At 40.2% G+C, this 26,779-nt stretch carries 23 protein-coding genes; all 23 read right to left on the bottom strand.

Annotated features, from left to right (window positions below):
- Position 1: 1 nt before the first annotated feature.
- Entirely contained in the window at positions 2-1,786 is a 1,785-nt protein-coding gene (gene pglF / locus CVS95_RS07305) for a UDP-N-acetylglucosamine 4,6-dehydratase (configuration-retaining) (protein WP_107696125.1), read from the bottom strand.
- Entirely contained in the window at positions 1,787-2,878 is a 1,092-nt protein-coding gene (gene pglE, locus CVS95_RS07300) for a UDP-N-acetylbacillosamine transaminase (protein ID WP_107696124.1), read from the bottom strand.
- Positions 2,879-2,926: 48 nt separating this feature from the next.
- Positions 2,927-3,517 (bottom strand): UDP-N-acetylbacillosamine N-acetyltransferase, encoded by a 591-nt coding sequence (pglD, locus tag CVS95_RS07295; RefSeq protein WP_107696123.1) that lies wholly within the window; start codon positions 3,515-3,517, stop codon positions 2,927-2,929.
- Positions 3,504-4,109, bottom strand: a complete 606-nt coding sequence (pglC, locus tag CVS95_RS07290; protein ID WP_107696122.1) for an undecaprenyl phosphate N,N'-diacetylbacillosamine 1-phosphate transferase — start codon at positions 4,107-4,109, stop codon at positions 3,504-3,506. Before pglC ends, pglD begins: the two co-directional genes overlap by 14 nt.
- Positions 4,102-5,217 carry a N,N'-diacetylbacillosaminyl-diphospho-undecaprenol alpha-1,3-N-acetylgalactosaminyltransferase gene (pglA, locus tag CVS95_RS07285; RefSeq protein ID WP_107696121.1) on the bottom strand — a complete coding sequence of 372 codons (1,116 nt, stop codon included), beginning with the start codon at positions 5,215-5,217 and terminating at the stop codon, positions 4,102-4,104. Before pglA ends, pglC begins: the two co-directional genes overlap by 8 nt.
- Positions 5,218-5,219: 2 nt before the next feature.
- Positions 5,220-7,319: an STT3 domain-containing protein gene (locus tag CVS95_RS07280; protein WP_107696120.1), complete on the bottom strand. Its 2,100-nt coding sequence runs from the start codon at positions 7,317-7,319 to the stop codon at positions 5,220-5,222.
- Positions 7,312-8,436, bottom strand: coding sequence for a glycosyltransferase (locus tag CVS95_RS07275; RefSeq protein ID WP_107696119.1), 1,125 nt, complete (start codon positions 8,434-8,436; stop codon positions 7,312-7,314). Before CVS95_RS07275 ends, CVS95_RS07280 begins: the two co-directional genes overlap by 8 nt.
- A complete protein-coding gene (locus CVS95_RS07270; RefSeq protein ID WP_107696118.1) occupies positions 8,433-9,476 on the bottom strand; it encodes a glycosyltransferase in 1,044 nt (347 codons plus the stop codon). The genes CVS95_RS07275 and CVS95_RS07270 overlap by 4 nt, the downstream gene beginning before the upstream one ends.
- Positions 9,473-10,531 (bottom strand): glycosyltransferase, encoded by a 1,059-nt coding sequence (locus CVS95_RS07265; protein WP_107696117.1) that lies wholly within the window; start codon positions 10,529-10,531, stop codon positions 9,473-9,475. The genes CVS95_RS07270 and CVS95_RS07265 overlap by 4 nt, the downstream gene beginning before the upstream one ends.
- Complete coding sequence (locus CVS95_RS07260) at positions 10,528-11,460, bottom strand: glycosyltransferase family 2 protein (RefSeq protein WP_107696116.1); 933 nt, start codon at positions 11,458-11,460, stop codon at positions 10,528-10,530. The genes CVS95_RS07265 and CVS95_RS07260 overlap by 4 nt, the downstream gene beginning before the upstream one ends.
- Complete coding sequence (locus CVS95_RS07255) at positions 11,461-12,222, bottom strand: glycosyltransferase family 25 protein (RefSeq protein ID WP_107696115.1); 762 nt, start codon at positions 12,220-12,222, stop codon at positions 11,461-11,463.
- Positions 12,223-13,740 carry an MATE family efflux transporter gene (locus CVS95_RS07250; RefSeq protein ID WP_107696114.1) on the bottom strand — a complete coding sequence of 506 codons (1,518 nt, stop codon included), beginning with the start codon at positions 13,738-13,740 and terminating at the stop codon, positions 12,223-12,225.
- Positions 13,740-15,866 carry an STT3 domain-containing protein gene (locus tag CVS95_RS07245; RefSeq protein WP_107696113.1) on the bottom strand — a complete coding sequence of 709 codons (2,127 nt, stop codon included), beginning with the start codon at positions 15,864-15,866 and terminating at the stop codon, positions 13,740-13,742. The genes CVS95_RS07250 and CVS95_RS07245 overlap by 1 nt, the downstream gene beginning before the upstream one ends.
- Positions 15,867-15,874: 8 nt before the next feature.
- Positions 15,875-17,107, bottom strand: coding sequence for a nucleotide sugar dehydrogenase (locus CVS95_RS07240; protein WP_087577543.1), 1,233 nt, complete (start codon positions 17,105-17,107; stop codon positions 15,875-15,877).
- Complete coding sequence (locus CVS95_RS07235; RefSeq protein WP_107696112.1) at positions 17,104-17,544, bottom strand: ecotin family protein; 441 nt, start codon at positions 17,542-17,544, stop codon at positions 17,104-17,106. Before CVS95_RS07235 ends, CVS95_RS07240 begins: the two co-directional genes overlap by 4 nt.
- The gene (locus CVS95_RS07230) at positions 17,541-18,863 is read right to left on the bottom strand and encodes a UDP-glucose dehydrogenase family protein (RefSeq protein WP_107696111.1); all 1,323 of its coding nucleotides are present in this window, start codon (positions 18,861-18,863) and stop codon (positions 17,541-17,543) included. Before CVS95_RS07230 ends, CVS95_RS07235 begins: the two co-directional genes overlap by 4 nt.
- Before the next feature lie 8 nt (positions 18,864-18,871).
- On the bottom strand, positions 18,872-19,855 hold the full coding sequence (gene galE, locus CVS95_RS07225; RefSeq protein WP_107696110.1) for a UDP-glucose 4-epimerase GalE: 984 nt from the start codon (positions 19,853-19,855) through the stop codon (positions 18,872-18,874).
- 80 nt (positions 19,856-19,935) lie between these two features.
- Positions 19,936-20,784 carry a DNA ligase gene (locus tag CVS95_RS07220; RefSeq protein ID WP_107696199.1) on the bottom strand — a complete coding sequence of 283 codons (849 nt, stop codon included), beginning with the start codon at positions 20,782-20,784 and terminating at the stop codon, positions 19,936-19,938.
- Positions 20,784-21,362: a DNA-3-methyladenine glycosylase I gene (locus CVS95_RS07215; protein WP_107696109.1), complete on the bottom strand. Its 579-nt coding sequence runs from the start codon at positions 21,360-21,362 to the stop codon at positions 20,784-20,786. The genes CVS95_RS07220 and CVS95_RS07215 overlap by 1 nt, the downstream gene beginning before the upstream one ends.
- Before the next feature lie 9 nt (positions 21,363-21,371).
- Positions 21,372-22,430 (bottom strand): NAD-dependent epimerase, encoded by a 1,059-nt coding sequence (locus tag CVS95_RS07210; RefSeq protein WP_107696108.1) that lies wholly within the window; start codon positions 22,428-22,430, stop codon positions 21,372-21,374.
- A gap of 45 nt (positions 22,431-22,475) precedes the next feature.
- The gene (locus tag CVS95_RS07205; protein WP_107696198.1) at positions 22,476-23,153 is read right to left on the bottom strand and encodes a DUF4272 domain-containing protein; all 678 of its coding nucleotides are present in this window, start codon (positions 23,151-23,153) and stop codon (positions 22,476-22,478) included.
- Between the two features lie 38 nt (positions 23,154-23,191).
- Positions 23,192-24,538 carry an FAD-dependent oxidoreductase gene (locus CVS95_RS07200; protein WP_107696107.1) on the bottom strand — a complete coding sequence of 449 codons (1,347 nt, stop codon included), beginning with the start codon at positions 24,536-24,538 and terminating at the stop codon, positions 23,192-23,194.
- Between the two features lie 127 nt (positions 24,539-24,665).
- Positions 24,666-26,675, bottom strand: coding sequence for a TonB-dependent receptor domain-containing protein (locus tag CVS95_RS07195; RefSeq protein WP_107696106.1), 2,010 nt, complete (start codon positions 26,673-26,675; stop codon positions 24,666-24,668).
- Positions 26,676-26,779 lie beyond the last annotated feature (104 nt).

Here is a 26,779-nt window from a genome sequence, read left to right as displayed (position 1 = left end):
TTTAACCTTTTAAATTTAATGCGTGATTGAACTCAGGAACGATCTTTTTAAGCGCAGGTGCGATCTCGCTGTCATCTTCTAGCTCCAAAAGCTCATTGATCTGCGAATTTAAAAGCGTCAAATCATATGGCTGTGAATGCGTCACAAAGATCGATTCATACTTAGTTTGAACGTCATCTTTGTTGATAAGCAGCTCCTCATAAAGCTTCTCGCCAGGTCTAAGCCCTACAAATTCGATACCCAGATGCTCTTTGTTTGAAAGAAGCAGCATCTTTTTAGCCAGATCGACAATCTTGATTGGCTCGCCCATATCAAGCACAAAAAGCTCGCCACCTTCTGCAATAGAGGCAGCTTGAAGTACCAGCTGGCACGCCTCAGATGTGAGCATAAAATATCTTGTAATCTCTGGGTGAGTAACACTTAGTGGCTTGTTTGCGGCGATTTGTGCTTTAAATTTAGGTATGACAGATCCGCTTGAGCCAAGGACGTTACCAAAGCGCACGCAAACTATTTCGCATACACCTGCCTCGTTTGAATTTAGTGCATAAAGCTCGCAAACGCGCTTAGTTGTGCCCATTATGTTTGTTGGGCGCACAGCCTTGTCTGATGAGATCATGACAAATTTCTTAGCACCATATTTTTTAGAAAGATCGACTGCATTTTTTGTACCAAGGATGTTGTTTTCAACTGCTGAGCGAGGATTTAGCTCGCAAAGTGGCACGTGTTTGTAGGCTGCAGCATGGATGACTATCTCTGGTCTAAATTCTTCAAAAACCTCTTCAAAGTCTTTTAAATTTGTGATATTTACAAGCTTGCTAACAGTTCTTTTATCTCTTGTATCTTCGCCTATTTTATAAAGATTAAACTCGCTGTGCTCAACCATTACAAGCTCACTTACACCAAATTTTAAACACTGCTTACAAATTTCACTTCCTATACTGCCGCCAGCTCCAGTGACAAGTACTCTTTTATCTTTTAAGAAATTTGAAATAGCCTCTGGATTAAGGTCTTTTGGCTTTCTAGCGAGCAAATCTTCGATCGAAATATCCTTGATCGGCTCATTTTCGATAAGCGAAAAGAGCTTCATATCTCTTATGCCATATCCAGTTAGCTCATCAACTAAAGCTTGAAGCTCGTCTTGATCAAGTGCTAGTGCGATGATAGCAGTCTTTGCGTCGTAGTCTTTTATAAGGATTGGTATATCTTTTTTATCTTGAACTAAAAATCCATCACAATAAGTGCCAACAAGATCACTCCTGCCATCTACCACTCCAACCGCGTAGTAGTCAAGATAGCCCTGCTTTAAGCCACGCAAGACGTGAAGCGCTTTTGACGTTGCGCCTATAACGATACAAGGCTCACCTTTGTGAGGTTTGTTTGAAAAGTCAAGCACCATGCGTTTTGAAATTCTTAAAAGCCCAACAAGTAAGCATGAAATAAGAAGATCAATGAAAATAACGCTTCTTGGATATGGATTTAAAAAATCTTGAATGATAAAAAAAATGATCGTAAATAAAACCGCTGAGCAAACGTGAGCTAGGAAAATTTTTCTTGCTTCGTTTAATCCAAAAAATCTCCACGGTACCTTGTAAATTTTAAACATCCACATAAAAAAGAGCTTAAATACGATCAAAAATCCAGCCGTTACAAAAAGCCCTTGCACGTAGATATCTGGGATGTCGGCATTAAATCTTAAAAGATAAGCCACATATATCGAAAAGATAAATATAAAAACATCGCCAAGAAGGAAAAATACGAGCCTTTTTAACTTTGTTGCATGAAACATTTAAGCATTTTCCTTGACTATTTTGATCACTCTTGCTTGCGTCTCCTCGCTCATATCGCTGCCACTTGGCAAGCAAATTCCTCTTGAAAATAGATCTTCGCTATATCCATTGATAAAACTTAACGCACCATTAAATACAGGCTGTAAATGCATAGGCTTCCAAAGTGGACGACTCTCGATGTTTTCATCAGCTAGTGCTTTTATAACTTTTAAATGTGCATCTTTTTTAGCAAAAACTCCAGTTGTGAGCCATCTGTTGCCACGAGAATTTGGCAGTTCTGGCATAAATTCTAAAACATCGCCAAGCTCTTTTTCATAAATTTCAAAGACTTTTCTCTTTTGTTCAACCCTTTTTTCCAAAACTTCCATCTGTGCCACGCCAATAGCGCCTAGGACGTTGCTTAAGCGGTAGTTATAGCCATAGTCTTTGTGCTCGTAGTGAAGCAATGGCTCTCTTGCTTGCGTGCTGTAAAATCTAGCTTTTTCTACAAATTCCTTGTCACCAACTAGCATACCGCCACCTGAAGTGGTGATTATTTTATTGCCATTAAAACTATATGCACCCATCACACCAAATGTGCCAAGTGCCTTACCGCCGTAAAATCCGCCAAGTGCTTCAGCTGCATCTTCAACTAAAGCGATACCCTCGTTTTGGCAAATTTCACAAATTTCTTTCATCTTTGAAGCTTGGCCGTAAAGATGAGTGACGACTAATGCCTTTGGCTTTTTAGGTAAATTTGAGATCGCTTTTTTAAGTAGTTCTGGGCTTAAATTCCAGCTCTCATCGCAGTCTATGAATGCTGGAGTTGCTTTTTCATAAAGTATAGGCGAGACTGAAGCCATGAAAGTAAAGCTAGAAGCCAGCACTAAGTCACCCTCTTTTACGCCAAGGACGCGAAGTGCTAGGTGTAGCGCAGCCGTTCCAGCACTTAATGCAAGAGCATCTTTTGCTCCGGTGTAGCTTTTTATACTTTCTTCAAATTTATTAACATACTCGCCAAGTGGCGCTATATAGTTGCTTTCAAAAACTTTTTTTATATATTCCTGCTCTTTTCCGCTCATATTTGGTGGAGATAAAAAAACCCTATCCATTTCATCCCTTTCGTGATTTTTTGGCGATTTTAGCACTTATTTTTAAATTTATATCTTAGCGCGCTCGCATGCAGGTACGCCGTAAGCCTTTGTGCCATCTTTTATATCTCTAACAACTACGCTTCCAGCACCGATGATGCAGTTTTTGCCAATACTTATACCTTGAATGATGCTTGAGCCGATACCTATGTGCGTAAATTCGCCCACGCTAACATTTCCAGCAAGGGCTGCATTTGGGCTGATGTGAGCAAATTTATCTATCACGCACTCATGCTCTATCACCGTGCCAGAGTTTATGATAGCACCCTCTTTTATGCAAGCTTTTGCGTTTATAACGGCATTTGGCATGACAACTACGCCTTTTTCTATCACAGCACTTTCGCTCACAACCGCGCTTTTATGGATCAAATTTACTATCTCAAAGCCAGCAGCCTCTACTTTTTGGCTGATCTTTTGCCTTGTTTTATTGTCGCCAATAGCTATTATGATGTCGGCTTTTTCAAGCTCTGGGCTAAATTTACGCTCACTAGCGTCATCTAAAAAAACTATCTCATAATAGCCGTTGCTTCTAGCAATATCAGCTACTACAAGGCCATGCCCACTTGCTCCGTAGATATAAATTTTCTTAGTTTTTGCCATTAAATTTCTCCGTCGTCGCCTGTCCCTCTTTGCTGACACCACTTCGTTTTAGCACCTTTTCAATGGTCATTAAAGCGATCTTTACATCAAGCAGAAAGCTTAAATTTTTAGCGTAATAGACGTCGTACTCAAATTTTTTCTCCCAACTTATGGCGTTTCTGCCATTTACCTGCGCTAGCCCTGTGATACCAGGGCGCACGTCGTGGCGGTGTTTTTGCGTTTCGTTATAGATGGGTAGATACTCAACTAAAAGCGGCCTTGGTCCGATGAAACTCATATCGCCTTTTAGCACATTAAAAAGCTGTGGCAACTCATCAAGGCTAAGAGAGCGGATTAGCTTGCCAAATTTACCAAGACGCTGCTCATCTGGTAAGAGCTCGCCATTTGCGTCACGCTCGTCGCTCATCGTCTTAAATTTATAAATTTTAAAAATTTTCTCATTAAGACCTGGTCTTGCCTGCGTAAAAATGACATCACGACTTACCTTAAAATAGATAAAAATCGCCGTTGCTATGATGATAGGCGATGTTAAGATGAGCAAAAACAAAGCCCCCAAAATATCAATCACCCTCTTTAAAAAATTTCTATACATCTATAAATTTCCTATAAATTTCTATATATCTTTTTGCGATTTGCTTCTCGTCAAACTCACTGACTGCCCAGTCCCTGCCATTTGCTCCAAGCTTAGCGCAAAGTGCTTCGTCATCAAGCAAAATTTTTATCTTACTAGCAAGATCGCTTGCGTCTTTTACCTTGCATAAAAGCCCGTTGTAGCAATCTTTTACAGCTTCATTGCAGCCTGTCACGTCACTTGCAACGACTGCTTTAGCCATGCTCATCGCTTCTAAAACCGTTCTTGGAAAGCCCTCTTTATAGCTTGGCAAAGCCAGTAAGTAAGAAGCTTTTAAAAGCTGTGGTATGTCGTTTCTAGCGCCAAGATATCGCACCTTGCCACCTTTTAAAAAGCTCTCGTCTGCGGTTGATTTATTACCAGCAAAGCCCTCGCCAACAAAGACAAATTCGCAGTTTTTGTAGCCATTTAAAATTTCTGCCGCTTCGTAAAATTCACGAACGCCCTTGTGCCACATGGCTCTTGCGATCATGAGAACCACCTTTTTTTCACCAAGGTCCGCTGCCTGCGTGATAGCTGGGTCAAATTTAGCAGTATCGACGCCGACACTTTTTATGCGATACACCTTGCTTTTATCTATCAAATTTCTAGAGATCAGATAGTCTGGATCTGCGTCATTTACGAAGATGCAAGCATCAGCTTTTGCAAAAGAGAGCTTATAAAGGCTCTCCATGACAAAACGTACGGCCTTTGTCTTAATATCATCATCGATATAAAAGCTACCAAGGCCTTCAACCAAATTTATCACGTGCTTTATGCCAGCGTTTTTAGCGGCAAATGTGCCAAAGACATTTGACTTGTGAGCGCCAGTTTGAAGCAGGTCTAAATTTAGCTCGCCTAAAATTTGAGATAGTTTTTTTGAGTTATTTATCACGGTTAGCGGATTTAGGCTCGCCTTGTCAAGCTCGTATGTAACAGCGTGAAAGCTTTTAGCAAGCTCATCAGTAAAATTTCCCTTTGGAGCGATAGCAAAAACCTCATGCCCCATATCTTTTAAAGCCTGCATAATAGGGCGTCTAAAAAAGTGTATGCTCATATCAGCGTGGCTTAAAAACCCTATCCTTGCCATTTTTACCTCTTTAGTTTATAAATTTTTGCCGCCCCATCAAGTATGACTGGCTCAAAGACCTTTGGATCGTACCTTTCAAGCACAAAAAGCTGGATGTATGCGCTATTTAAAATACTTTCATCAAGGATGATAAACCTGCCATAATCTCTCATAAAAATGACAGAAATATTTGAGCTTTCGTTATTTTTATACTCTTTGACATTTAGCTTGCCAGCCTCGTTATAATCAGTCTCTATGAAAGATTTAAGAGGCAAGATGTTGCCATCATAGATTAAATTTGTGACATCGCTTGTGAGCGTAAAACCACCATTTAGTCTAATGCCATTTTCATTTTGAGAGATCGCTCTTGTGACGATAAAAAGGCCGTTGTTTAAATTTTTACCGCTTTTTAGATCGATCTTGCTAAATTGCAAAATGGTCGGAAAAATACCAAGCATCCTATCTGGCAAGTAGTAGTAAATATCCCTTGTCTTTGCTGGTAAGCTAAAATTTGCCTCTTTTATATCACTAAAAAACTGATCAATACTTGTGTTTCTCTCTTTTAAAATTTGAGCCAAGTTGCCGTTAAATCGCTCTTTAAAATTTCTCTCTGTATACTCAACATCAAGCCTTGCCATATTTGCTGAGCTCACCTCATCGCTTCCAAGCGCAAAACTCACGGCAAAATTTTCACGTCCAAGGTGCTTTCCGCCGTCAATGAGCGTCTTAACATCGCTGTAATATCTGATCGGATATCCATAGTCCCACCACGCAACCACGTAGTCCTCGCGTCCTGCGATACCTTTTAGCTTATTTAAAATTTCAACCTCTTTGTGCACAAAAACCGGCTCAGCTTTGTAACCATAAATATGAATGAGCGCTGGAGTAAGAGCAAGCACGGTTATAAAAGCTCTCGCAAGATTTAGCACCGCTCCTTTTAGCTTTAAATTTGAAAGTATAAACTCCACCAAATAGCCAAATCCAAGTGCCATGATAGGCACAGCATAAATAGTAAATCTAAGTCCGCTTTTAAAGGCTAAAAAGCCAAGAGCTAGCATGCCAAGCGAGACGGCAAATGAGCGGTATTTAAAGCAAAAAAGAGCAACGCCAGCAAGCGAGATCAAAAATGTGATGACATTTGCGCTGATCCTCTCGCAAAATAGCGTAAAATCAACGATGCTTGACTCTTGGATAGTTTGATTGACATTAAAAAAGTGAAAACTCATGCCTCCAACTTCAGGAGCATCTCTAAAGACGTAAAATTTAAGCTGAAAGATTATCGGATTTAGTCCGCCACGAATTACAAAAACAATAAAAACAACTGCCAAAATACCAAGAGCAAATTTTAAATTCATCACCTCTTTTTTAAAAAGACAAAACGCATAAATAGCGATGATAGCGATAAATTTAAGCGTTAGATCAAGATTTGAAATGGCAAGTAAAAGCAGCGAAATTTCAAGGTAAAAAAGAGGATTTTTCCTATCAAAAATGAGCGTGTAAAGTAAAAATAGCCCAGTTAAAATGCTAATAAGCGAAAACGCACTCGCATACCACCACATATAAATAAGCACACTCAAAGGTGCGATTATTAGGCTCTTTGTATCCTTTTTCTCAAGCACCCTAACAAGTCCCCAAACGACAAAGACGCTAAGTGGGATGATGAGCATATCAGTATCGTAGTAGCCTGCCATAGTACGGTTGTAGTAGCTATTTGCGACGACGGCAAGAAGTGCGGCGATAAAGCCAGCAAATTTTAGCTTATACTCATTTGCGATTAAGATAACTGGCACAGCGACAAGCGATGAGAAAAATACGCTCATATAAATCATCGCCGTCTCAAGCTTGACGCCCAGAAATTTCACGATCCAGTAAGTAAGCGTCGAGAGCGGATAGCCGTAGTAGCTAAGATCGTTTTCTTGGTGAAAGCCAGCCAGCATATCCCTTGCGCCCTCGGCAAATGCGTATCCGTCGTTTGTGCTGATCATTAGCTCGTTGTTCCAGAAAAATACCGGATACTCGCTCGCCCAAAAGACCCAGTAAAGCCTACAAATCACGCTAAAAAAAACTGCGACAAATATCATCAAGTATAAAGAGTAATTTTTAAAAAATAAATTTCTATTCATTAGGATTTTCCAAAAAATTTATAAGCTCGCTCGCTATATTTTCACTATCAAAAAATTTAGCCCGATTATACGCAACATTTTCAAAATTTTGCCTTATCTTTGGCTCGTTAAGCACCTTTATCATCGCCTCTTTCATCGCATTTTCATCATCAACTGGCACTAAGATGCCAAACTCGCTCTCGCCCAAAAGCTCCTTTGCACCGCTTTTATGCTCGGTTGAGATGATAGTTTTTTCGCATGCTAGTGCCTCCAAAAGGACATTTGAAAAGCCCTCAAAACGCGAAGCGCAAAGTAAGCAAGAGGCATTTTTTATATGTTTAAATGGATTTTTATCAGTGCCAAGAAGCTTTACTCGCCCAGTAATGCCAAGCTTGTCTATCAAATTTTGCAGCTCGTCTTTTAAAGGCCCTTTCCCTAAAATGCCAAGCGTTGCACGAGGGTCGTTGATAGATGCGATTATTTTTATTAGCATGGCTTGATTTTTACCACTATCAAGGCGGCCGATGTTTATGAAAAATGGCCTAAAATCGCCATCAAGCGGCTCATCTTTTAGTAAATTTATAGTTTTTAGATCAAGGGCGTTATAAAGCACCTTTGTCTTAGCCTCACTCATGCCAAAATTTCTCACCAGATCCTCTTTGTTGCCAGCTGCATTTGCGAGGATTAGATCAGCCTTTTTATAAAGATGAGTGAGCAAAAATTTATTAACCCTACCGCTTAGATCGTTTTTATATAAGATAGACGGACAGCTTCGCTCGCTGATAACCAGCCTAGCCTTTAGCCCTAAAATTATAGCAAGCCCAGCAATATAACAAGGGCGGTTCATAAGCACAAACTGCGTGTCGATACCTAAGTTTTGACAAAGTTTTTTATACTTAAAGGCAAGCATTGGCATTGCCAAAAAGAGCCTTGCAAGCTTCTTTAGCCCGCTCTCATAAGGATCGCTGTTTTCTATAAAGTGGATCTGCACCTCGCTTGGGATCTCATAGGCAATGACCTTGCTCATTAAGATGAGATGAACTTCATAACGTTTAATCAAAAATGGCAGTAAATTTGCCACATTTCGCTCAGCCCCACCAGGCCCCATCGAGTATAAAAAAACGGCTAATTTTTTCACTTGCTAACAACCTTTTTTATAAATTCTCGCCACTGCTTGATGATATTTTCTTTGCTAAATAAATTTGCATTTTCGCTGGCGTTTTTTGCTAGTTTTTGCCTTAAATTTTCATCTTTTAAAAGCATCTCAAGCTTATCTTTTAAATCATTTGCGTCGCCATTTTTAAAGATAAGCCCGTCCGTGCCGTCATTTATAAGCTCTCTTGCACCCACGGTGTCGCTACTTAACCTAGCGCAGTTAAAAGCACCTGACTCGATTAACACGTTTGAAAGCCCCTCGCTTCTTGAGCTAAGAACAAAAATTTTTGCCTCGCTATAAAGCTTTGTGACGTCGCTAATATGACCTAGAAATTTTACGTTAAGCCCCAAATTTGAAGCTATTTGCTTTAGCTGCACTTCTTGCCTGCCACTGCCTGCGATCTTTATCTCCCAGCCATCAAGCAAGCCCTTACTCACCTTGCTAAGCGCCTCAAAATAGAGATCATAGCCCTTTACCGCCTCCAGCCTTGCCACGCTTAAGATGACGTTTTGCTTCTCGCAAATTTTAGGCACATCGATAAAAAGTGGGTTGTGGATGACCTCGCGTTTTTTGGCAAATTTATAGTAGTCGTAGTCACTTTTACTTAGCACGCTTAAGCCATCTACAAAGCGGTAGGCAAGGTCACGCATAGCGCTTGCGATTTTGCTTTTTAGGTAGCTATGCTCGTGATGCTCGGTTGCTATTAGTTTGCTCTTTAGCCTCAAATTTGCCAGCACGCAAGCGACGTTTGTCCAGTCGATAAAGCTAATTATGAGATCAGCCCTTTGCTCTTTAAAAAGCGCTCTAAGGGCGAGAATTTTTTTAAATTTTAAAGCGAGCCCTGAGCCAGTGACGCTAAGATTTATGATATTTATCTTTTCACTAAATTTATAAAGTCCAAGATCCTCTTCAAGCAGGGCGATAGTGATCTCATTGTCCTTGCTAAGCTCATTTGCAAGCACGTTTAGCACGCGCTCAGCTCCGCCATTTCTAAGTGCGGCGATGACAAAAAGAATTTTCACTTCACACCTCCAAGCCTTAAAAGCTCCAGCCATTTTTTATAAATTTGCTCCACGCTAAACTCATCAAGTCTAGCTCTTGCATTTTTGGCAAATTCGCCCATCTTTGCCTCATCTTGCAGCAAATTTGCAAGCTTTTCGCTCATCTGCGTAGCGTCATTTATCTCGCAAAGCAAGCCATCAAAGCCATCTTTTATAAGCTCTTTTGCCCCGCTAGTTCTTGTCGCAACACGCACGCAGTCATAGTTTATCGCCTCTATCAAGGTGTTTCCAAGACCCTCGAAATTTGAGCAAGATAGTAGCACCTTTGCCCTTTTATAAAGCGAGGCGATGTCGCTTACGTTGCCCAAAAACTCTACCTCAGCGCCTAAATTTTTAGCTAAATTTTCTAAATTTGCTCTCTCGCCACCATCTCCAGCGACAGCAAATTTATAGCCACTTTGCTTTAAGTTTGCAGCCACTCTTACAAACATTTCGCAGTTTTTTATCTTATTTAGCCTGCCAACAAAGATGACTAAATTTTCTTTAGTAAAGCTCTCATTTTGCACCTCTTCAAAGAGTGGGTTGTAAATTTTCATCACATTTTTGCAAAATTTTGAGTAATATCCTAGATCCTCGTCGCTTAAGACGCTAAGTGCGTTTGCAAATGGATAGCTTATGCGTCTTAGCACCTTAAAAATGGCTCTTTTTGGCGCAAGATAGTTTGTGTGCTCACTTATGATTATGGGCGTTTTTAGCCCAGCTGAGCTAAAGAGAACCAAGGTATTTACGGCATCTAAAAAGGATATCACAGCGTCAAATTTGCCCTCTCGTATGAGTGCTCTTAAAGCAAGCACCTTTGAAACTCTCTTTTTTAAATTTCCAACAAAGCCAAGCTCATCAGCCCCAACGCCTAAATTTATGAGCTTCACGCCACTTGCCAGCTCGTAAAATGGCTCATCTTTGTCAAATTTAACAAGGCTTACATCATGATCCACGCTAAATCTTGATGCGATCACCGCGCAAACCCGCTCCGCACCGCCACTTCTAAGCGTTGATGTGACAAATAATATCTTCATACGCCAAACCTTTGTTTTATCTTTACTCTAAGCTTTGAAAGTGCTGGTAAAATGCCACTTGGAAGCGGGCTAAGCAGTAAAAAAATAAACGCTTCTTTGCTAAATTTAATGCTAAGACTTTTAAAGATACACCTTAGCATAAGGCCATATTCGCCTGCTATTTTGGCGTAGTAAGCGGCGTTTTTATACTGCATAGCTAGAAATTTTGGCTCATTTTTGATAGCGATGTCGTAGTGCAAATTTGCTGTTTTGATGTAAGCGTTTGCAACGTTTAACGCGTGCTTACCGGCATTTAGCGTAGCACTATCACTTCTTGCGATGCGGTAGATGTAAAGTGGCTTTTTAAGATAAAAGACATTTTTTTCAAAAAAGCGGATATAAAGCTCATTTTCGCCGCCAAAACTACTCTCATCAAACCTAAAACCGTCTATAAATTCACGCGAAAAAAGCTTAAAATACTCGCCATTTATCCGCCCACAGTGGTAATCAACCTTGCTCATCGCCCCACTCTTGCTATATGGGCTTCTACCAGCCACGACCTCGGTCATCACGCCATCTTTTTCGCAGATCGCATCTGCAAAAACGCATGAATACTCGCCACTTTTTAAAATTTCATAGCACTCCTTTATCGCCTCTGGCAAAAGCTCATCGTCATCGTCAAGCAAGCAGACAAACTCGCCTGTTGCGTTGTCAAAGCCGTTATTTTTGTTGCCATTTGGGCTCTTTTTGTGAGTGCTGTTTTTTACAAATTTGATCCTTGCGTCGTTAAAACTCTTGCAAATTTCACTCGCACTCTCGTCATCGCCGTCGTCCGTTACTACTATTTCTAAATTTTTATAGCTTTGAGCTAGAGCGCTTTTTATGGCCTTTTTTAAAAGCTCTGGACGCTTATAGGTCGCGGTTACGATGCTGATTAACGGCTCGCTCATTTAGCCCCTTTTAAAAATTCTCTCATAGCCTTGAAGCTTTTCAAGTCGTGAGAAAAGTATAAATTTAAATGTTTTTATGTATGCCTTTAAATTTGCCCTGTATCCCCTCTCAAGGCGCTCGCCCTCGATGTTTGAGCCACTAAGATCAGTTGGGTGCGCAAAAAGATCGCAAAAATACATCTGCATATCATTAACGCCTAGCAAATAGTCCCAAACATCGGTCGTGCAAAGCGCACGTTTATGAATTTCAAGCAAATTTTTGGCACTTTTTTTAGTTAGCACATAGGCCCCTGCTCTATAAATGCTTGAAAATGAGTGCACTGAGACCTGCCAAAGCGGCTTACTTAGGCTAGTATCCACCTTTTTGCCAAAGGCGCTAAACCTGCCCTCCAGCCCATCTTGCATGCCACATATGAGCACGCTGTTTTCAGGCATCTTGCTAGCTGCCAAAAAGGCCTCTTTTATCGCCTCATCATCTCCGATCACGTCATCTTCAAAGATGAGAGCAAATTTAGCCTCACTTGCCAAAAATGCCTCGTAGGCCTTCACGTGCGAGAGCGAGCAGCCGACTTCTGCTGGGCTTAAAACCTTGCCATAAGCTTTAAATGATGGCGAAATGATCTTATAGTACTCCCTCGCGTTTAGCTCCCTGCCATCAACTGCGTCTATTAGCTTAAAGCTATCATAAGAGCTAAATTTCCGCTGCAAAAGCTCGCGTCTTTTGGTATCTTTAGCCAAAGAGATCAGATAAATTTCATCCATTTAAGACCTTTTAAATTTTTTTAAAATTTTACGCCAGACTATGCCTCGCTCGAAGGCGTTAAAAAACAAAAAATATCCCAAAACATAAGCTGCGCCGGCGTATATCGCAGCAAAGATAGCAAATTTTAGCCAGTTATCTAAGCTAACAAAGTCCTTGCAGGCAAACATCGCAAGCACGCAAAGCGCAAAAACGGCTAAATTTTTAAAATAGACCCCGTAAAATGTGGTGAGCTTTACCTCTAAATTTAAAGCTGCATTTATAAGGTCAAAGCCGAGAATTCTTATGCTATAAAAAATGGCTGCAATGATGACGATGCCATAGACGCCGTAGTCACTAAATTTGAGCAGCGCGATCTGCACTATGATCGTGCTAACGCCAAGGATAGTGTTAGCAATGGCTGGTCGGCGAAGCTTATTTGTCGCGCTATCAAGGTTAAAAAGTGAAAAGACAAAGCTTATAAATACAATGGGCACTAGCGTGATCATCGAGACGCTATATATAAATTTAACCTCATCTGCGCTTTTAAAAGGTAGCCAAAGCGTGTAAAAATCAAGTCCAAAAACGACGAAAAATGCTGCCGGAGCATTCATCACAAAGGCGATCACCTTCATTGAAAATTTAGCCTCGTTTATGAGGTCCGTGATCAAATTTTTAGAGTAAAGCTCGACAAATTTTGGCGCAAAGATACCGCTAAGCTGCGCCACAAAGCTCTCAAGTATGATAGGGGCGGCCTTGGCGACTGAAAGAAGGCCAGTGGCGTTTGCATTGACAAAAATGTTGCAGATAAAAAGATCCATGCCTGTTAAAAGTATGCGATTTAGCGCATTAAAGCTATTCCAAATGCCAGAGCTTAAAAGCTCTTTGATCTTAGAAAAGTCAAATTTACTAAGGCTAAATTTTAGCTCTGGCGTGATGCGAACTGACATAAAAATGGTGCTAAAAAAGACAAAAAGGCTAGCAACGAGCGCTGAAATCGCGATATATGAGATAAATGGCTTAAAAAAGAAAAAGAGCGCCACGATGAGGACTGCTAGGACCATGCTTGAGATGGCATTTCTGATGGAAAGTAGATAGAGCTTATTTGTCACAAACGCGCAAACCGTCAAAACGCCGTTAAATAGCCCAACGCAGAAATTTATAAAGTAAAAAAGAAGGGTCATTCTCACGTCAAAGAGTAAATTTTCAGGGACGTTTAAAAAGCTTTGCAAATTTAGTATGAAAATGGAGCTAAGCACCACGACAACGGCGCAAAAGAAGATATTTACAACAAGCACTGATGAGTAGTAGGTGTTTGCAAGGCTTAGATCTTTTTTGTGCCACGCATGAGCGACAAAGCGTCCGCTGACCGAGTTTATGGCTACACTTATGACCGCTGCGTAGCTAACGATGGCGTTACTAAGGCCTACAAAGCCAAATGCCTCGTTGCCAAGGCTTTTTAAGATAAATGGCGTAAGAAAGAAATTTATGCCCATTGATACGACAAAAACGACGATCGAGCTTATTAGATTGATTAGCATTAGATTTTTAACCTGTAAATTTTTACGCCATTTGAAATGATAAATGGCTCAAAGTATCTATCATCGGCCTTTTCAAATATAAAAAGCTGCACAAAAGATGAGTTAAAAGCATTTTCATCAAGCAACAATATCCGCGCATAATCTTCTAAAAAAACCACATAAATTTTGGCGTTTTCATCTATGATTTTTTCATCTATTCGCAAATCTCTTCCGGCACCTTTTACCTTATAAAATGATTTTACGGCTATTTTCTCGCCGTTATGCATGATAAATTTTTGCTCATTTGTAGGCAAAGCATAGCCGTCTCCAAGGTCGATGCCAGCTTCGCTAACGCTATTTAATGTACTAACATGATAAAAATCCTCTTTTTGCCTTTTACCAGTTGTGACGTCGATATAGCTATATCTAAAGATATTTGGCGCGATGTCAATCATATTTGGCACAAGATAGTAATAAACCGCCTTCTTTGCCAGCGGTGGATTAAAATTTTCACTTTTAAGCTGGCTTAAAAAAGTATTTATATCGCTTGTGTTGTAGTCTTTTAAAATTTTATCTATTGGCCTTATATTTTGCTCAAGCGAGATGTCATTATATGTAACTGCTACTCTTGCAAGTCTAGCCGAAAATGCCTCATCTTTTCTCAAAGCAAGGCTAACAAAATAATTATTTTCGCCACCTTGTCTGCCAGGATCGTTTAAAGTCATAACATCAGCAAAATACCTTATAGCATATCCGTAATCCCACCATGAAAATACATAATCATCGCGCTTTGTGATCTTTTTGAGTTCATCAAGTGCTACTGCTTCATCACGGCTAATTACAGTCTTTGGCCTATATGAATAAGCAAAATCTAAATTTATAGCAAGAGCGGCTACGACAAAAACCAAAAGTGATAAATTTTTAATAGAATTTCTAAGATCAAATAAATTTAAAAAAAAATGCAAAAAATACCCAAAACCAAGCGCAACAAGTGGTGTTACGTACATAACAAATCTAACTCCACCAAAGAAAGATAGGAGTCCAAGTCCAAGCATTGGCAATGTAAGTAAGAATGGACGAAATTTCATGCAAAGTAGCAAGTATCCAATAATAGCTGCCAGCAGTATAAGAATATTTCCCGACATGAAATAGATAAAATACAAAGGACTAGCACTTTTTACTTCGCTGATGAAATTATACTCATTTATAAAGTGAAATTTATTGGTAGGCTCATCGGTATTTTTAAAAATATAATTGCTTATCTTTGAGATAATAAAATCAAACCCACCAAAATAGATAAAAATAGCTAGCATTAAAGTAAGAAAAATAGCTAAATTTCTAGCCGAGAGTAAATTTTTATATTTGCAAAAAATGACGTAAAATGAAGCCATGATGGCTGTATTAAAAATTAAAATTTTATTTGCTATTAGCGGATCTTTTGTAAAAATATTTAAGCTTACAATGCTTATAAACATAAAAAATATCGCCTGATAATTTTCCAATCTATTTCGCATAAAAATAAGCGTATAAAATAAAAAAACAAATACAATGCTTAAAATAAGTGGATATGAGCTTTGATACCACCAAAGATAGATCGCTACAAAAACCCCTGGTAGAATGATAAATTTACGCTCTCTTGTATCTATTAGTTTAATTAAAAAAAAGATAATAAAAAGTACAAATGTAACATTTAACATATCACTATCAAGATAGCCAAGTAATGTCCTTGAAAGATACCCTGGCAAGATCACGCTCATAAACGCTGCCACAGCTCCTACGTTTAAAGCCTTAAACTCATTTGATATTAAAACGACTGGAAGTGCGATAAGAGGAGCCAAAAAGGCGCTCATGTAAAACATCACGCTTTCGATCTTAAAAGGTAAAATTTTGCAAATATAAAAAACTATAGTTGAGATTGGGTGATTAAAGGGGCTAAAGTCATTTTGCTGATGAAAACCGGTCAGCATGTCTCTAGCACCCTCTGCGTAATAGTATGCGTCATTTGTCGTAAGCATAAACTCGCCATTAAAGTAAAACTCTGGCATCTCCTTTGCCCACAATACCCAGAGCATCCTGGCCGCAAATCCAAACAGATAAGCAACCAGAAATATAAGTAAAATTTTACAATTTACGCTTACTTTGTGCACTAAATTCCTTACAGCCTAGCGTCAGCCTCTGGATAGATATTTTTTATATCATAAACTAAATGGCCTTTTAAATTTAGCTTTTTAAACTCATTGTGAGCTACGGCGATCACAATGCAGTCGTAGTCATCTAGGTTATACTCTTTCACTAGATCAAAGCCGTACTCATGTTTTACCTCAGCGCTATCAGCCCAAGGATCGGTCACATCGACCTTGCAGCCAAAGTCTTTTAGCTCATCAACCACGTCTATAACGCGAGAGTTTCTTATATCTGGGCAGTTTTCTTTAAATGTCATACCAAGAACAAGCACGCGAGCTTTGTTGATAAGCACGCCTTTTCTTATCATTAGTTTTATAACCTGATCAGCTGCGTATCTGCCCATATCATCGTTGATACGGCGGCCTGCTAGGATCATTTCAGGATGATAACCTACCTCTTGAGCTTTGTGAGTTAGATAATATGGATCTACGCCGATGCAGTGACCGCCGACTAGACCTGGGCGGAAATTTAAGAAATTCCACTTAGTACCTGCAGCCTCAAGCACATCAATGGTGTTGATATGAAGCTTTTCAAAAAGCATCGCAAGCTCGTTTATAAAGGCGATATTTATATCGCGCTGAGTGTTTTCGATGACCTTTGCGGCCTCGGCTACCTTGATACTTGAAGCTTTGTGAGTGCCAGCTGTGATGATTGAGCGATAAATTTCATCGACCTTATCAGCGATCTCTGGAGTTGAGCCGCTAGTGATTTTTTTGATTTTAGTTACGGTGTGCTCTTTGTCACCTGGGTTTATACGCTCTGGAGAGTAGCCGCAGAAGAAATCTTTGTTAAATTTAAGCCCACTTTTTTCAAGAAGTGGCACGCAAATCTCCTCTGTAACGCCTGGATAAACGGTGCTTTCATACACGACGATGTCGCCTTTTTTAAGCACTTTTGCCACACTCTCAGTCGCTTTTACTACTGGAGTTAGATCAGGGCGCTTGTTTTTATCTATCGGAGTTGGGACTGTCACGATGAAGAAGTTGCAACTTCTGATGTCATCTAAATTTAGGCTAAATTTCATGCCATTATCGATCGCTTTTTTCATCTGCTCATTGCTAAGTTCAAGCGTTCTATCATAGCCACTTTTAAGCTCTTCTATACGTTTTGCATTTACATCAAAGCCTACTACTTCGTACTTTTCACTAAAAGCTGCTGCTAGTGGAAGTCCAACATATCCAAGTCCTACTACTGCTATTTTCATTTACTTTTTCCTTTCTTTTTTGCTTCTATCTTTTTTACGCGTTCGTACATTCTTATTTCCGCACTTACACCTTTTGGAGTTATGATTCTAATAGGGCTAACGCCTGGTAAAATTTTAGTGAGCTCATAATAAACCCGCCTCTTTTTCTTTGCATCCTTGCATAACATCATCGTTTGTGCTAGCTTATCACTGCCACTAAATTCGTAATAAATCCCGTGCGCATCCTCTTTTTCCTCGAGCTTTCCGCCGAGCAAAAAGGCAAAGTTGCAGTCGATTTCTATCTCTTTAAAAAATGCGACTTCGTATTTAAAATAATCAGGCGGCATCTTTGAGATAGGTAGATCGAAAATATTTTCCTCGGTTTTTGCCACGTTTTCGCCTGCCAAAAGTGTAAAAGGAAGTGCGCAAGCTACGATAAAAAGTAAAATTTTTCTCATGTCTTTACTCCGATTTGGAAATACTTAAATCCATGCTCAGCTAAAATTTTAGCGTTGTATTGGTTACGTCCGTCAAATATGACAGCGTTTTTTAGCCTCTCTTTGATCTCCATAAAATCAGGCGATCTAAACTCGCTCCACTCGGTTACAAGCACCATAGCATCGGCACCATTAAGAGCGTCATATTTATTTTTAGCGTATTTCACATCTAAATTTGGCATATATTTTTTCGCTTCTTCGCTCGCTTTTGGATCGTAAGCGACCACTTTTGCGCCAGCTTCATCTAAAAGCTTTATCAAAGTTAGCGAGCTAGCCTCTCTCATATCATCGGTATTTGGCTTAAACGCAAGCCCCCAAAGTGCGATCGTTTTGCCCTTTAGGTCGCCACCAAAGAAGTTATAAATTTTCTCAAATAGCACTCTTTTTTGAGCCTTATTTCTTGACTCGACCGCGTTTAAAAGCTCTGGCTCAAAGCCATTTTGTCTAGCCGTGTAGATAAGCGCCTCAACATCTTTTGGAAAGCAGCTGCCGCCATATCCGCAGCCTGGATAGATGAAGCTATATCCGATCCTTGAGTCGCTACCGATGCCTTTTCGTACCAAATTTACGTCCGCACCCACGCGTTCGCAGATATTTGCTATCTCGTTTATAAAGCTTATCTTTGTTGCCAGCATCGAATTTGCAGCGTATTTTGTCATCTCGGCTGACTTTACGTCCATACAAATGAGCCTGTCATGATTTTTCATAAATGGCTCATAAAGCTCTCTCATCACGCTAAAGCCCCACTCACTGCTAGCTCCGATAACTACGCGATCAGGCTTTAAAAAGTCCTCGACTGCCGCACCCTCTTTTAAAAACTCTGGGTTTGAGACGACTTCAAATTTAACTTCTACATTTCTCTTTTTAAGTTCACTCTCGATCACCTCATGCACCTTAGCTCCAGTGCCTACTGGAACGGTTGATTTATCGACTACGATTAGCGGTTTGCTTAAATTTTCTCCGATAGACTTGGCAACTGAGAGGACATATTTTAAATCTGCCTGCCCATCAGCGCCCATAGGTGTACCAACTGCGATAAATAACACATCTGCGTGCTCTAGCGCCTCTGTTATCTGCGTGCTAAATTTAAGCGAACCATTTTTGTAGCACTCACTCACGATATCAAAAAGCCCTGGCTCATATATCGGCACGATGCCGTTTTTTAGTGCCTCGATCTTTTTTTCATCGACATCGACGCAGATCACGCTGTTGCCCATTTTAGCAAAGCATGCACCACTTACTAGTCCAACATATCCGGTTCCAATTACTGCTACCCTCATGTTTATCCTTAAATTTTCTTTTCCCACTCAAGAGCGGTTTTTATGATGAGCGCTAGGTCATCTCTTTTTGGCTTCCAGCTTGTTAGCGAGCGCAGTTTGCTTGCGTTTGAGATAAGGATAGCTGGGTCGCCATCCCTTCTTGGTGCGTTTTGTACCTTGAAATTTACCTCACTTACCTTTTTTGCGGTCTCGATGACCTCTTTTACACTAAATCCTCTGCCATATCCCACGTTAAAAGTTTCGCTACCGTTTTGACCGATGTATTCCAGCGCGCTGATATGAGCGTCTGCTAGGTCGCTAACGTGGATGTAGTCCCTCACACATGTGCCATCTTTTGTTGCGTAGTCATCGCCAAAGATACCCATGCTCTCACGCTTGCCAAGTATAGTTTGCACAGCCACTTTGATAAGGTGCGTAGCATTTGGATAATTTTGACCGATAAGTCCCTCTTCGTCTGCGCCTGCTACGTTGAAGTAGCGAAGTATTGCAAATTTAAAATTTTCATTTGACGCTGCGTAGTCTTTAATGATCTGCTCGCTCATAAGCTTACTTCTGCCGTATGGATTTATCGGGTTTGTAGGCGTGGTTTCGCTAACCTCCGCCACATCTGGCTCGCCGTAAACTGCAGCAGTTGAGCTAAATATAAATTTATTTACATTGTAAGCTTTTGCGTATCTTAGCACCCTTGCAACGTTTGCGGTGTTGTTTAGATAGTATTTTAGCGGCTCACTCATACTCTCAAATACCTCGATAAACGCTGCAAAATGGATGATCGCATCAAATTTACCATTTGCGAAAATTTCACTTAGATCATCTTCTAAATTTGCGTTTATAAATTTAAAATTTCCGATTTTTTGGAGCGCCTCAAGTGCTTTTTGTGAGCCCTTGCAGAGATTATCGATGATGGTTATCTCATCATTGCCTTGCTTTAAAAGTGCTTTTACTACGTGGCTGCCGATATATCCAGCACCACCTGTTACTAAAATTTTCAAGTTTAAGCCTTTCGTAAAAAGTGGTTAATTTTATCAAAAATAGGGTAAAGCAAAAGTAAAGCAAGGCTTTCGAATAAATTTTAATCTTCTCTAACCCTTAAAAATATTGGAAATCTTGGCTTGCCTTTGGCTGTTAAATTTTGAAATTTATATGTGATGATAGAGCCTATTTTTGGGGGATTTTGGCGCTTTTCATCGCTTAGTCCTGAGCCTATTTTAAAGATAGTGCCAGATTTTGGCTCACCAGCTTTTTCTTCGTCATCTTTGCCACCAAGCGCTTTGCAGGTAAGCGAGCCAGCAAATTTTGCGTATTTGCCGCTACCTTTATTTATGGAAACCACCTCGCATTCGGCATCTTTAAATTTTTTAAATTTCAGTGCATTTTTACTTCTTTTTCGCTCGTACGGTGCATTTTGCTCACGCACCACAGCCCCTTCGCCACCTTTTAAGATAATGTCCTCTGTGAATTTTAAAAAATGAGCGTTATCTCGCATCTTTATCTGTTTTATGATGATTAAATTGTGATTTGGCTCATTTTTTAGAAATTTAGCTAAAACTTCAAGCCTATCAAGCAAGCCACCATTTGCCTCAGGCACATCAAAAATATGAAATTTTAACCTCTGCCAAGCTTTTTCATCGGGCAACTTATCCATCACTGTTGCTTGAATTTCTTCAAACTTAAGCTCTTTTGCGTAAAGCTCGCCATCAAGTGCAAATTTTGGGAAATTTTTAGTAAAACTTAGCGGTGCATTTAGCTTTTTGCCCTGTCTTGATAGTAAATTCTCTCCGTCCCAGTAGGCACGCACGCCATCAAGCTTTTCGCTAGCTAGCCAGCCTGAGATATTTTGATCTTTATACTCACTAAGGCGCAGCAAATCAAGAGAAAATGCAAAATTTATAAGGGCTAAAACCGCAAAAATTATTCTAATCAAGCTTTTGCCTTGCAAAAACAATAATTCATATGATCATCTACAACGCCCACGCTTTGCAAAAATGCATAGGTACTAACAGAGCCTAAAAATTTAAACCCTCGCTTTTTTAGCTCCTTTGCCACAAAGTCAGACATTGGCGTAGTAGTTGGCACTTGTTTGATATCTTGATAGTGATTTATAATCTGTTTGCCGTCAAATTTGGGATCAAATTTTCTTAGCAAATATCCCCACAAATAGTCATAAAAGCTGCCAAATTCTTTGGTTACAGATAAAAATGCAAGGGCGTTTGCAGAAAGCGATTTTAGTTTTAATCTGTTGCGAATCAACCTCTCATTTTGCATAAATTTCGCTATTTCGTCCTCACCGTAAAGCTTGATCTTCTCTGGATCAAAGCCATCAAACGCCTCTCTCATAGCCTCTCTTTTTTGGAGCACCCCATGCCATGAAAGTCCCGCCTGAAAGCCCTCCAGAACTATCATTTCAAAAAATTTTCTATCATCTTTTACGACTTTACCCCACTCGTTATCGTGGTAAGCTATATCAAGCTCACCTTTTGCCCATTCGCATCGCCTCATCCGCTTTCCTTAAATTTTAACTCCGTAAAACTCGCAATACCACTCGACAAATTTAGCCACGCCGTCATTTACTTTTGTATTTGGCTTGTAGTCAAAGTCAGCTACCAAATCGCTCACATCAGCAAATGTCGCTGGCACATCGCCTGCTTGAAGTGGGAGGAAATTTTTCTTGATCTCGCGGCCGATCTTTATCTCAACCGCCTTTATGTAATCCATTAGCTCAACTGGGCTGTTGTTGCCGATATTATAGACCTTAAACGGCGCTTTTGAAGTGGCAGGATCTGGGTGCTTTGCATCCCAAGCTGGATTTGGCTTAGCAGGGTTGTCGATGCACTTGATGATACCCTTTACGATGTCATCCACATAGGTAAAGTCGCGCTTCATCTTGCCGTAGTTGAAGACGTCAATGGTTTTATCTTTAAGCGCTGCGTCAACAAACAAAAATAGCGCCATATCAGGGCGCCCCCATGGTCCATAAACCGTAAAAAAGCGAAGTCCAGTCGTTGGCACGTTAAATAGGTGGCTATAAGTGTGCGCCATCATCTCGTTGCTCTTTTTAGTCGCAGCATAGAGGCTTATAGGGTGATTGACCGCCTCGTGCGTAGAAAATGGCATGTTCTCATTTAATCCATAAACCGAGCTTGAGCTTGCATAGACTAAATTTTTGATCTCATTGTGGCGGCAGCACTCTAGGATATTCATAAAGCCTGTGATGTTGCTATCGATGTAGGCTTTTGGGTTTATGAGCGAGTAGCGAACGCCTGCTTGTGCGGCTAAATTTACAACTACGTCAAATTTTTCTTTAGAAAAAAGCTCTTTCATAGTCTTTTCATCAGCGAGGTCAGCTTTTATAAATTTTAAATTCGGATGCGTTTTTGAGGTGATAAGTTTGCCATAGTCTATCTCGCTCACGTCAAAACCAGCCGTTTTTAGGCGAGCAAGCTTTAAATTTACGTCGTAATAGTCATTTATCACGTCATATCCAACGACCTCATCGCCACGTGCTATAAGGGCATTTGCAAGGTGAAATCCTATAAATCCAGCTGTTCCAGTTACTAAAATTTTCATATTTTTCCTTTCATTTTTGGCTTATTTTAGTGCAAAAATGTAAATTTACGTATTTAGATCAGGGTAGTCCCAAGCGTTAAATTCAGCTCTTAAGTCGTCATTTTCTTGCCCTTTGCAACATAACCACTCAAGCCCTGCACGTCTTTCCATAACGACCTCTTCGTCAAGTCCAACAAGCTTTTTGCCATTTATCCTTGCGTCCACACACGCCCAGTGATAGCGATAAACTAGGTCAAGTTTGCTTAAAATTTCATCCAAACTGCGCGGTTTTGAGCGGTTTTTGAGCCCACCCTCTCTAAAGACATTCATCACAAACTCGCAGTCGCAAATTTTATCCATTATACCTATATCTTCAGCAATGCCAAGTGCCCAAAGCAAGATCCAAAGCGACTCATATTTCCAGCCCATATTTACGGCCAAATTTATATCAGCCCTTCCCTCTACGACCTCTTTTTCTTTTACACTTAGGTCATTATAAAAATCGCCCAAAAAGTCTTTAGCCCAAGCTATCTCATCTTCACTTAGGTGGCCATTGTCGCGGATAGTGCAAGCACACATAATGGCCGTAAATGAGCAAACCGCACGAGCAATGATCTCATCAACGCTTCTTGGCGTAACTTCACTATTGTCATACCTTAGTGGCAGACTCTCAAGGACAGCCACGCCCTCTTTTTTTAAAATTTTTATACTCTCATCTTTTCTTTGTTGCGCTGTTTTTGGCATATCCGTACCTTTTTTAAAAATATCAAACACTCCCATTTTTACCCAAAAAACTCAGCGTTAAATTTCTCTTCGTTAAAATTTTTACCTAAAAATTTACAGGCTTCGATCATATCAGTTCTTGCTATTTCAAAGCAACTAGTAGCCCCAGGGCTTGGAGTCATGTTAAAGCTTATACCCTCGCCTGTGCTTATCTTGCCTTCGCCAAGCTCAAGGCACTTTTTATTGCGGTCGATAACTTGTGGTCTTACGCCACCAAAATTTACAGCATAGCTCAGATCGTTTTCACTTAGGCTTGGCACGATCTTTCTAGCGTCTTTTACAAATTCTTTTTTATTGATAAATGGCACTTCAAATAAGAAATTTCTTAAAATATAAGATCTGATGTCGCTATCTTTTAAGAGATTTGCAAAGACTTCAAAGACATTTTTATCAAATTTTAGGCATTTACAAAAGTCAAAAAAGCTTGAACAGCCGTGGTATCTCTCTAGTTTTGGTATGACTAGAGCCGTTGGTCCAAAGCGAGTGTTGCCATTAGCTAGGATATCTGGATCGCCGTGAAGCGCGGCAAATGGTAGCTTATCGTTTTGCACCATATAGACTTTGCCGTTTAGTAAGCGTTTTTTTGCGAAATAAAAGCTTCCAGCAACGGGCAGTGTGCTAAGATGAAGCCCATAACCCATTTTGTGAGCCAAAAATAGCGAATGTCCTCCAGCATCTACTACAACGTAGTTTGCGGTGATCACCTCGCCATCATTTATCTTTATGTGAAATGTATCACCCGCCTTTTTTATATCAGTTACTTCTGAGTTTAGGCTGATCTCATAGCCATCTCCGCCTAAATTTAGCGCATTTTGCACGAGCGAATTTGCCACGCCGCCAAAGTCCATCGTCGTAAATTGCCCATTTTGCGTGCCAATGGCGATGATGTTTTCTGGGCGCTCATTGCCATTTGCGTCAAAAACGACGTTTGGCTCGATCTGCTTTAGCTTCTCTTTGTCATAAATTTCAAGATAAGCAAACAGCTCTTTAAAGCTCTCATATCGCTCCTTGATGCGCTCTACTTCGGCATCTCCGATGGCTAGCGTCATCTTTTGATGAGCGAACATATATTTGCCCTCTAGGTTGTATTTTAGAGCGTATTTTACTGGCATATTTGCCACTTGCGAGACCTTTTTTGCCTTTTCTAGCGTGTAGTTTGTCTCGATATCACCGCAGTGGATGGTCTGCGAGTTGCCTTTACCGCTTGAATTTAGCGTCGCTACGCCGTCATATTTTTCTAAAAGTGCTACCTTTTTTATATCGCTAAATGCAGCCAACTCGTAAAAGAGCGCCGTCCCACTAATGCCTGCTCCGACAATTACCACTTCAAAGTGCTTCTGCCTCATTTTTTCTCCCAAAAAGTTTAGTCGCCAAAATGATACTATATTAATTTTAAAACAAACAGCATGGTGAAAAAAGCTAGAATTTTTATATAAAAGAGAAATTTGGCAAGGCTTTCACCTTGCCTTGAAGTTAAAATTTATAAGATACGTTTACCTTAAAATTTCTACCTGGTTCCCAGTCTACATAGTCTGGATTGCCTGTATAATCAGCCATTCTTTGAGACTGCGAAGCATAAGTTTTATTAAAGAGGTTGTAAATTCCAGCATTTATCTCTAGCCCTTTAAATTTACCGCTACTTGGCGTATAGCTAGCATAGATGTCGCTAACTGCATAGCTTGGTATCTTTGCATTTTCACTATCGCCAGCTGATATGGTATTTTTTGAAGCGAAGTAGATTAGGTTGTAGCCTATTAGCGTATCGATGCTAGAAAATGCGTACTCTGCATTAAATGTATATTTATCGCCCTGATCGCGGTAACCAATGATATTTGAGGTATAGTAGCCACCGCTTGCCTTAGCGACCCTATCTTTGTATTTTACATTTTGATGAGTGTAGCTAGCAGCTAGGCTTAGTGCGTCTAAATTTAGCCTTGCAAGTAGCTCGACGCCACTTATATCAGCTCCACCAGCGTTTATACGTCTGGATATAGTTATTTCATTTGGCGGCGTTCCAGTCACATAAGAGCCATTATCTACGATTAAGTTTTTATATTTTGTCATGAAGTATTTTGCAGAGAGGCTATATGAGCTAGCTTCATTTATGTCGCCATGATATTTAAGACCAGTTTCATAGCTATTACCAGTCGTTGCTTTTAGATCTTTATTTGCTTCAAAATTTTTTGCTCTACTAGCATACATAGACTCCATGACATCAGGCCCTCTAAAGACTCTTGCATAGCTTGCAAAAGCGTTAAGGCCTTTAATAATTTCATAATCAAGTGCTATTGCCGGGGTAAATTCGTTAAATTTGTAAGTGTAGCTCTTTACATTTCCGGCTCTACCATCGTAGCTTTTTAGCTCGTGATGGGTGTATCTGATGCCTGGAGTAACGGTTAGTGAGCTAAAATTTAGCGCATCTTCTGCGTAGATAGAGTAGTTATTTACCTTTTCAGGGTAGTGGTTGTTTGGCTTATTAAAATTTTTACTTTGGTAAAACTCAGCGCCGTATCTAAGCGTCTGTGTCAAAGCACCACTCTCGACTACACTTTTAGCCTTTGCGTTTATGCCGTTTGTTTTTACGCCTAAAATTTTTAAGACCGGGTCATCTTTTTTATGCTCGGTATTGTATACCGTTACATCTAAATTTAGAAGATCACTTGGTTTATACTCGTATTTTAGCGTTGTAGTATCACGTTCATATTTTCGGTTATCAACAGGAAATTGACCAGTATACCAGCTGCCAAACTCGGCTCTCATTGGATACATGCCTTTAAATTCATTATGTTCTCTTGAGATAGAAATTCTATGTGCATCAAGGAAGCTATAACCAAGCTTTAAAAGATAGCTAAGATCGTTGCCATCGCCGCCTATCTTTCTTTTGTTGCCGCTTTTGCCGTAGTCGTAGCCCTTGTGATTAATAGCAGCTATAAAATCAAGCCCTTCAACTGGTGCAGTAAAGAGCATAAGGCCTTGAGAAAATTCGCTGTTATTTGAGGCGTATCCTGTCTTTATCTTTGCGCCTATAATCTCACCATCATTAAGCAAGTCCTTTGCATCGACCGTTTTAAAGGCGACTGAACCGCCAAGCGCACCCGAGCCATTTACCACTGATCTTGAGCCAACCTCGACATCGACTGCTTTTATAAGATCTGGATCGATCAGCAAGTCAGCGTTGTGGTGAAATGTATTTCCGTTTTGCTTCGCGCCGTCTATCGTGATATTTAGACCGCGGTCGCTAACGCCCCTCATATAAATTTTTTGGTTCATGCCGTTTGTGCCGCCTACATAAATGCCAGGAATATCTCTCATCACGTCTTTTACTAGGCTAGCGTTTCTGGTTGAAATTTTGATGTCATCAACGCCGTATCCACCACTGCTACTTGTTACCTCAACTCCACTTAATACGCTCTCGTCTGCCCCGTTTGCACAAACTGCTATGCTTGCTGCAAGAGAGAGTTTAAATAAGCTTTTAAATCTCATATTTTCTCCTAATTTGGTTATTTTTTCTCTTATACACTACTGATGCTGCCTGCCACATCTTACTGGTGAGTCTCTGAGTGTGCTTGTCCATGAAAACCAACAGA

This window comes from Campylobacter concisus, assembly GCF_003048905.1.
GTDB lineage: Bacteria > Campylobacterota > Campylobacteria > Campylobacterales > Campylobacteraceae > Campylobacter_A > Campylobacter_A concisus_V.
Note: the sequence above shows the minus strand (reverse complement) of the source record. Positions and strands in the feature narration are given on the sequence as shown.

Excerpts from the sequence above, each read along its gene's own strand:
- CVS95_RS07265 (WP_107696117.1), bottom strand. The coding sequence starts at position 10,531 with ATGAAGATATTATTTGTCACATCAACGCTTAGAAGTGGCGGTGCGGAG.
- pglC (WP_107696122.1), bottom strand. The coding sequence starts at position 4,109 with ATGTATAGAAATTTTTTAAAGAGGGTGATTGATATTTTGGGGGCTTTG.
- pglD (WP_107696123.1), bottom strand. The coding sequence starts at position 3,517 with ATGGCAAAAACTAAGAAAATTTATATCTACGGAGCAAGTGGGCATGGC.
- CVS95_RS07215 (WP_107696109.1), bottom strand. The coding sequence starts at position 21,362 with ATGAGGCGATGCGAATGGGCAAAAGGTGAGCTTGATATAGCTTACCAC.
- CVS95_RS07200 (WP_107696107.1), bottom strand. The coding sequence starts at position 24,538 with ATGAGGCAGAAGCACTTTGAAGTGGTAATTGTCGGAGCAGGCATTAGT.
- CVS95_RS07280 (WP_107696120.1), bottom strand. The coding sequence starts at position 7,319 with ATGAATAGAAATTTATTTTTTAAAAATTACTCTTTATACTTGATGATA.
- CVS95_RS07255 (WP_107696115.1), bottom strand. The coding sequence starts at position 12,222 with ATGGATGAAATTTATCTGATCTCTTTGGCTAAAGATACCAAAAGACGC.
- pglA (WP_107696121.1), bottom strand. The coding sequence starts at position 5,217 with ATGGCAAGGATAGGGTTTTTAAGCCACGCTGATATGAGCATACACTTT.
- CVS95_RS07250 (WP_107696114.1), bottom strand. The coding sequence starts at position 13,740 with ATGCTAATCAATCTAATAAGCTCGATCGTCGTTTTTGTCGTATCAATG.
- CVS95_RS07230 (WP_107696111.1), bottom strand. The coding sequence starts at position 18,863 with ATGAGGGTAGCAGTAATTGGAACCGGATATGTTGGACTAGTAAGTGGT.
- CVS95_RS07210 (WP_107696108.1), bottom strand. The coding sequence starts at position 22,430 with ATGAAAATTTTAGTAACTGGAACAGCTGGATTTATAGGATTTCACCTT.
- CVS95_RS07240 (WP_087577543.1), bottom strand. The coding sequence starts at position 17,107 with ATGAAAATAGCAGTAGTAGGACTTGGATATGTTGGACTTCCACTAGCA.
- CVS95_RS07235 (WP_107696112.1), bottom strand. The coding sequence starts at position 17,544 with ATGAGAAAAATTTTACTTTTTATCGTAGCTTGCGCACTTCCTTTTACA.
- CVS95_RS07205 (WP_107696198.1), bottom strand. The coding sequence starts at position 23,153 with ATGCCAAAAACAGCGCAACAAAGAAAAGATGAGAGTATAAAAATTTTA.
- CVS95_RS07260 (WP_107696116.1), bottom strand. The coding sequence starts at position 11,460 with ATGAGCGAGCCGTTAATCAGCATCGTAACCGCGACCTATAAGCGTCCA.
- pglE (WP_107696124.1), bottom strand. The coding sequence starts at position 2,878 with ATGGATAGGGTTTTTTTATCTCCACCAAATATGAGCGGAAAAGAGCAG.
- CVS95_RS07195 (WP_107696106.1), bottom strand. The coding sequence starts at position 26,675 with ATGAGATTTAAAAGCTTATTTAAACTCTCTCTTGCAGCAAGCATAGCA.
- pglF (WP_107696125.1), bottom strand. The coding sequence starts at position 1,786 with ATGTTTCATGCAACAAAGTTAAAAAGGCTCGTATTTTTCCTTCTTGGC.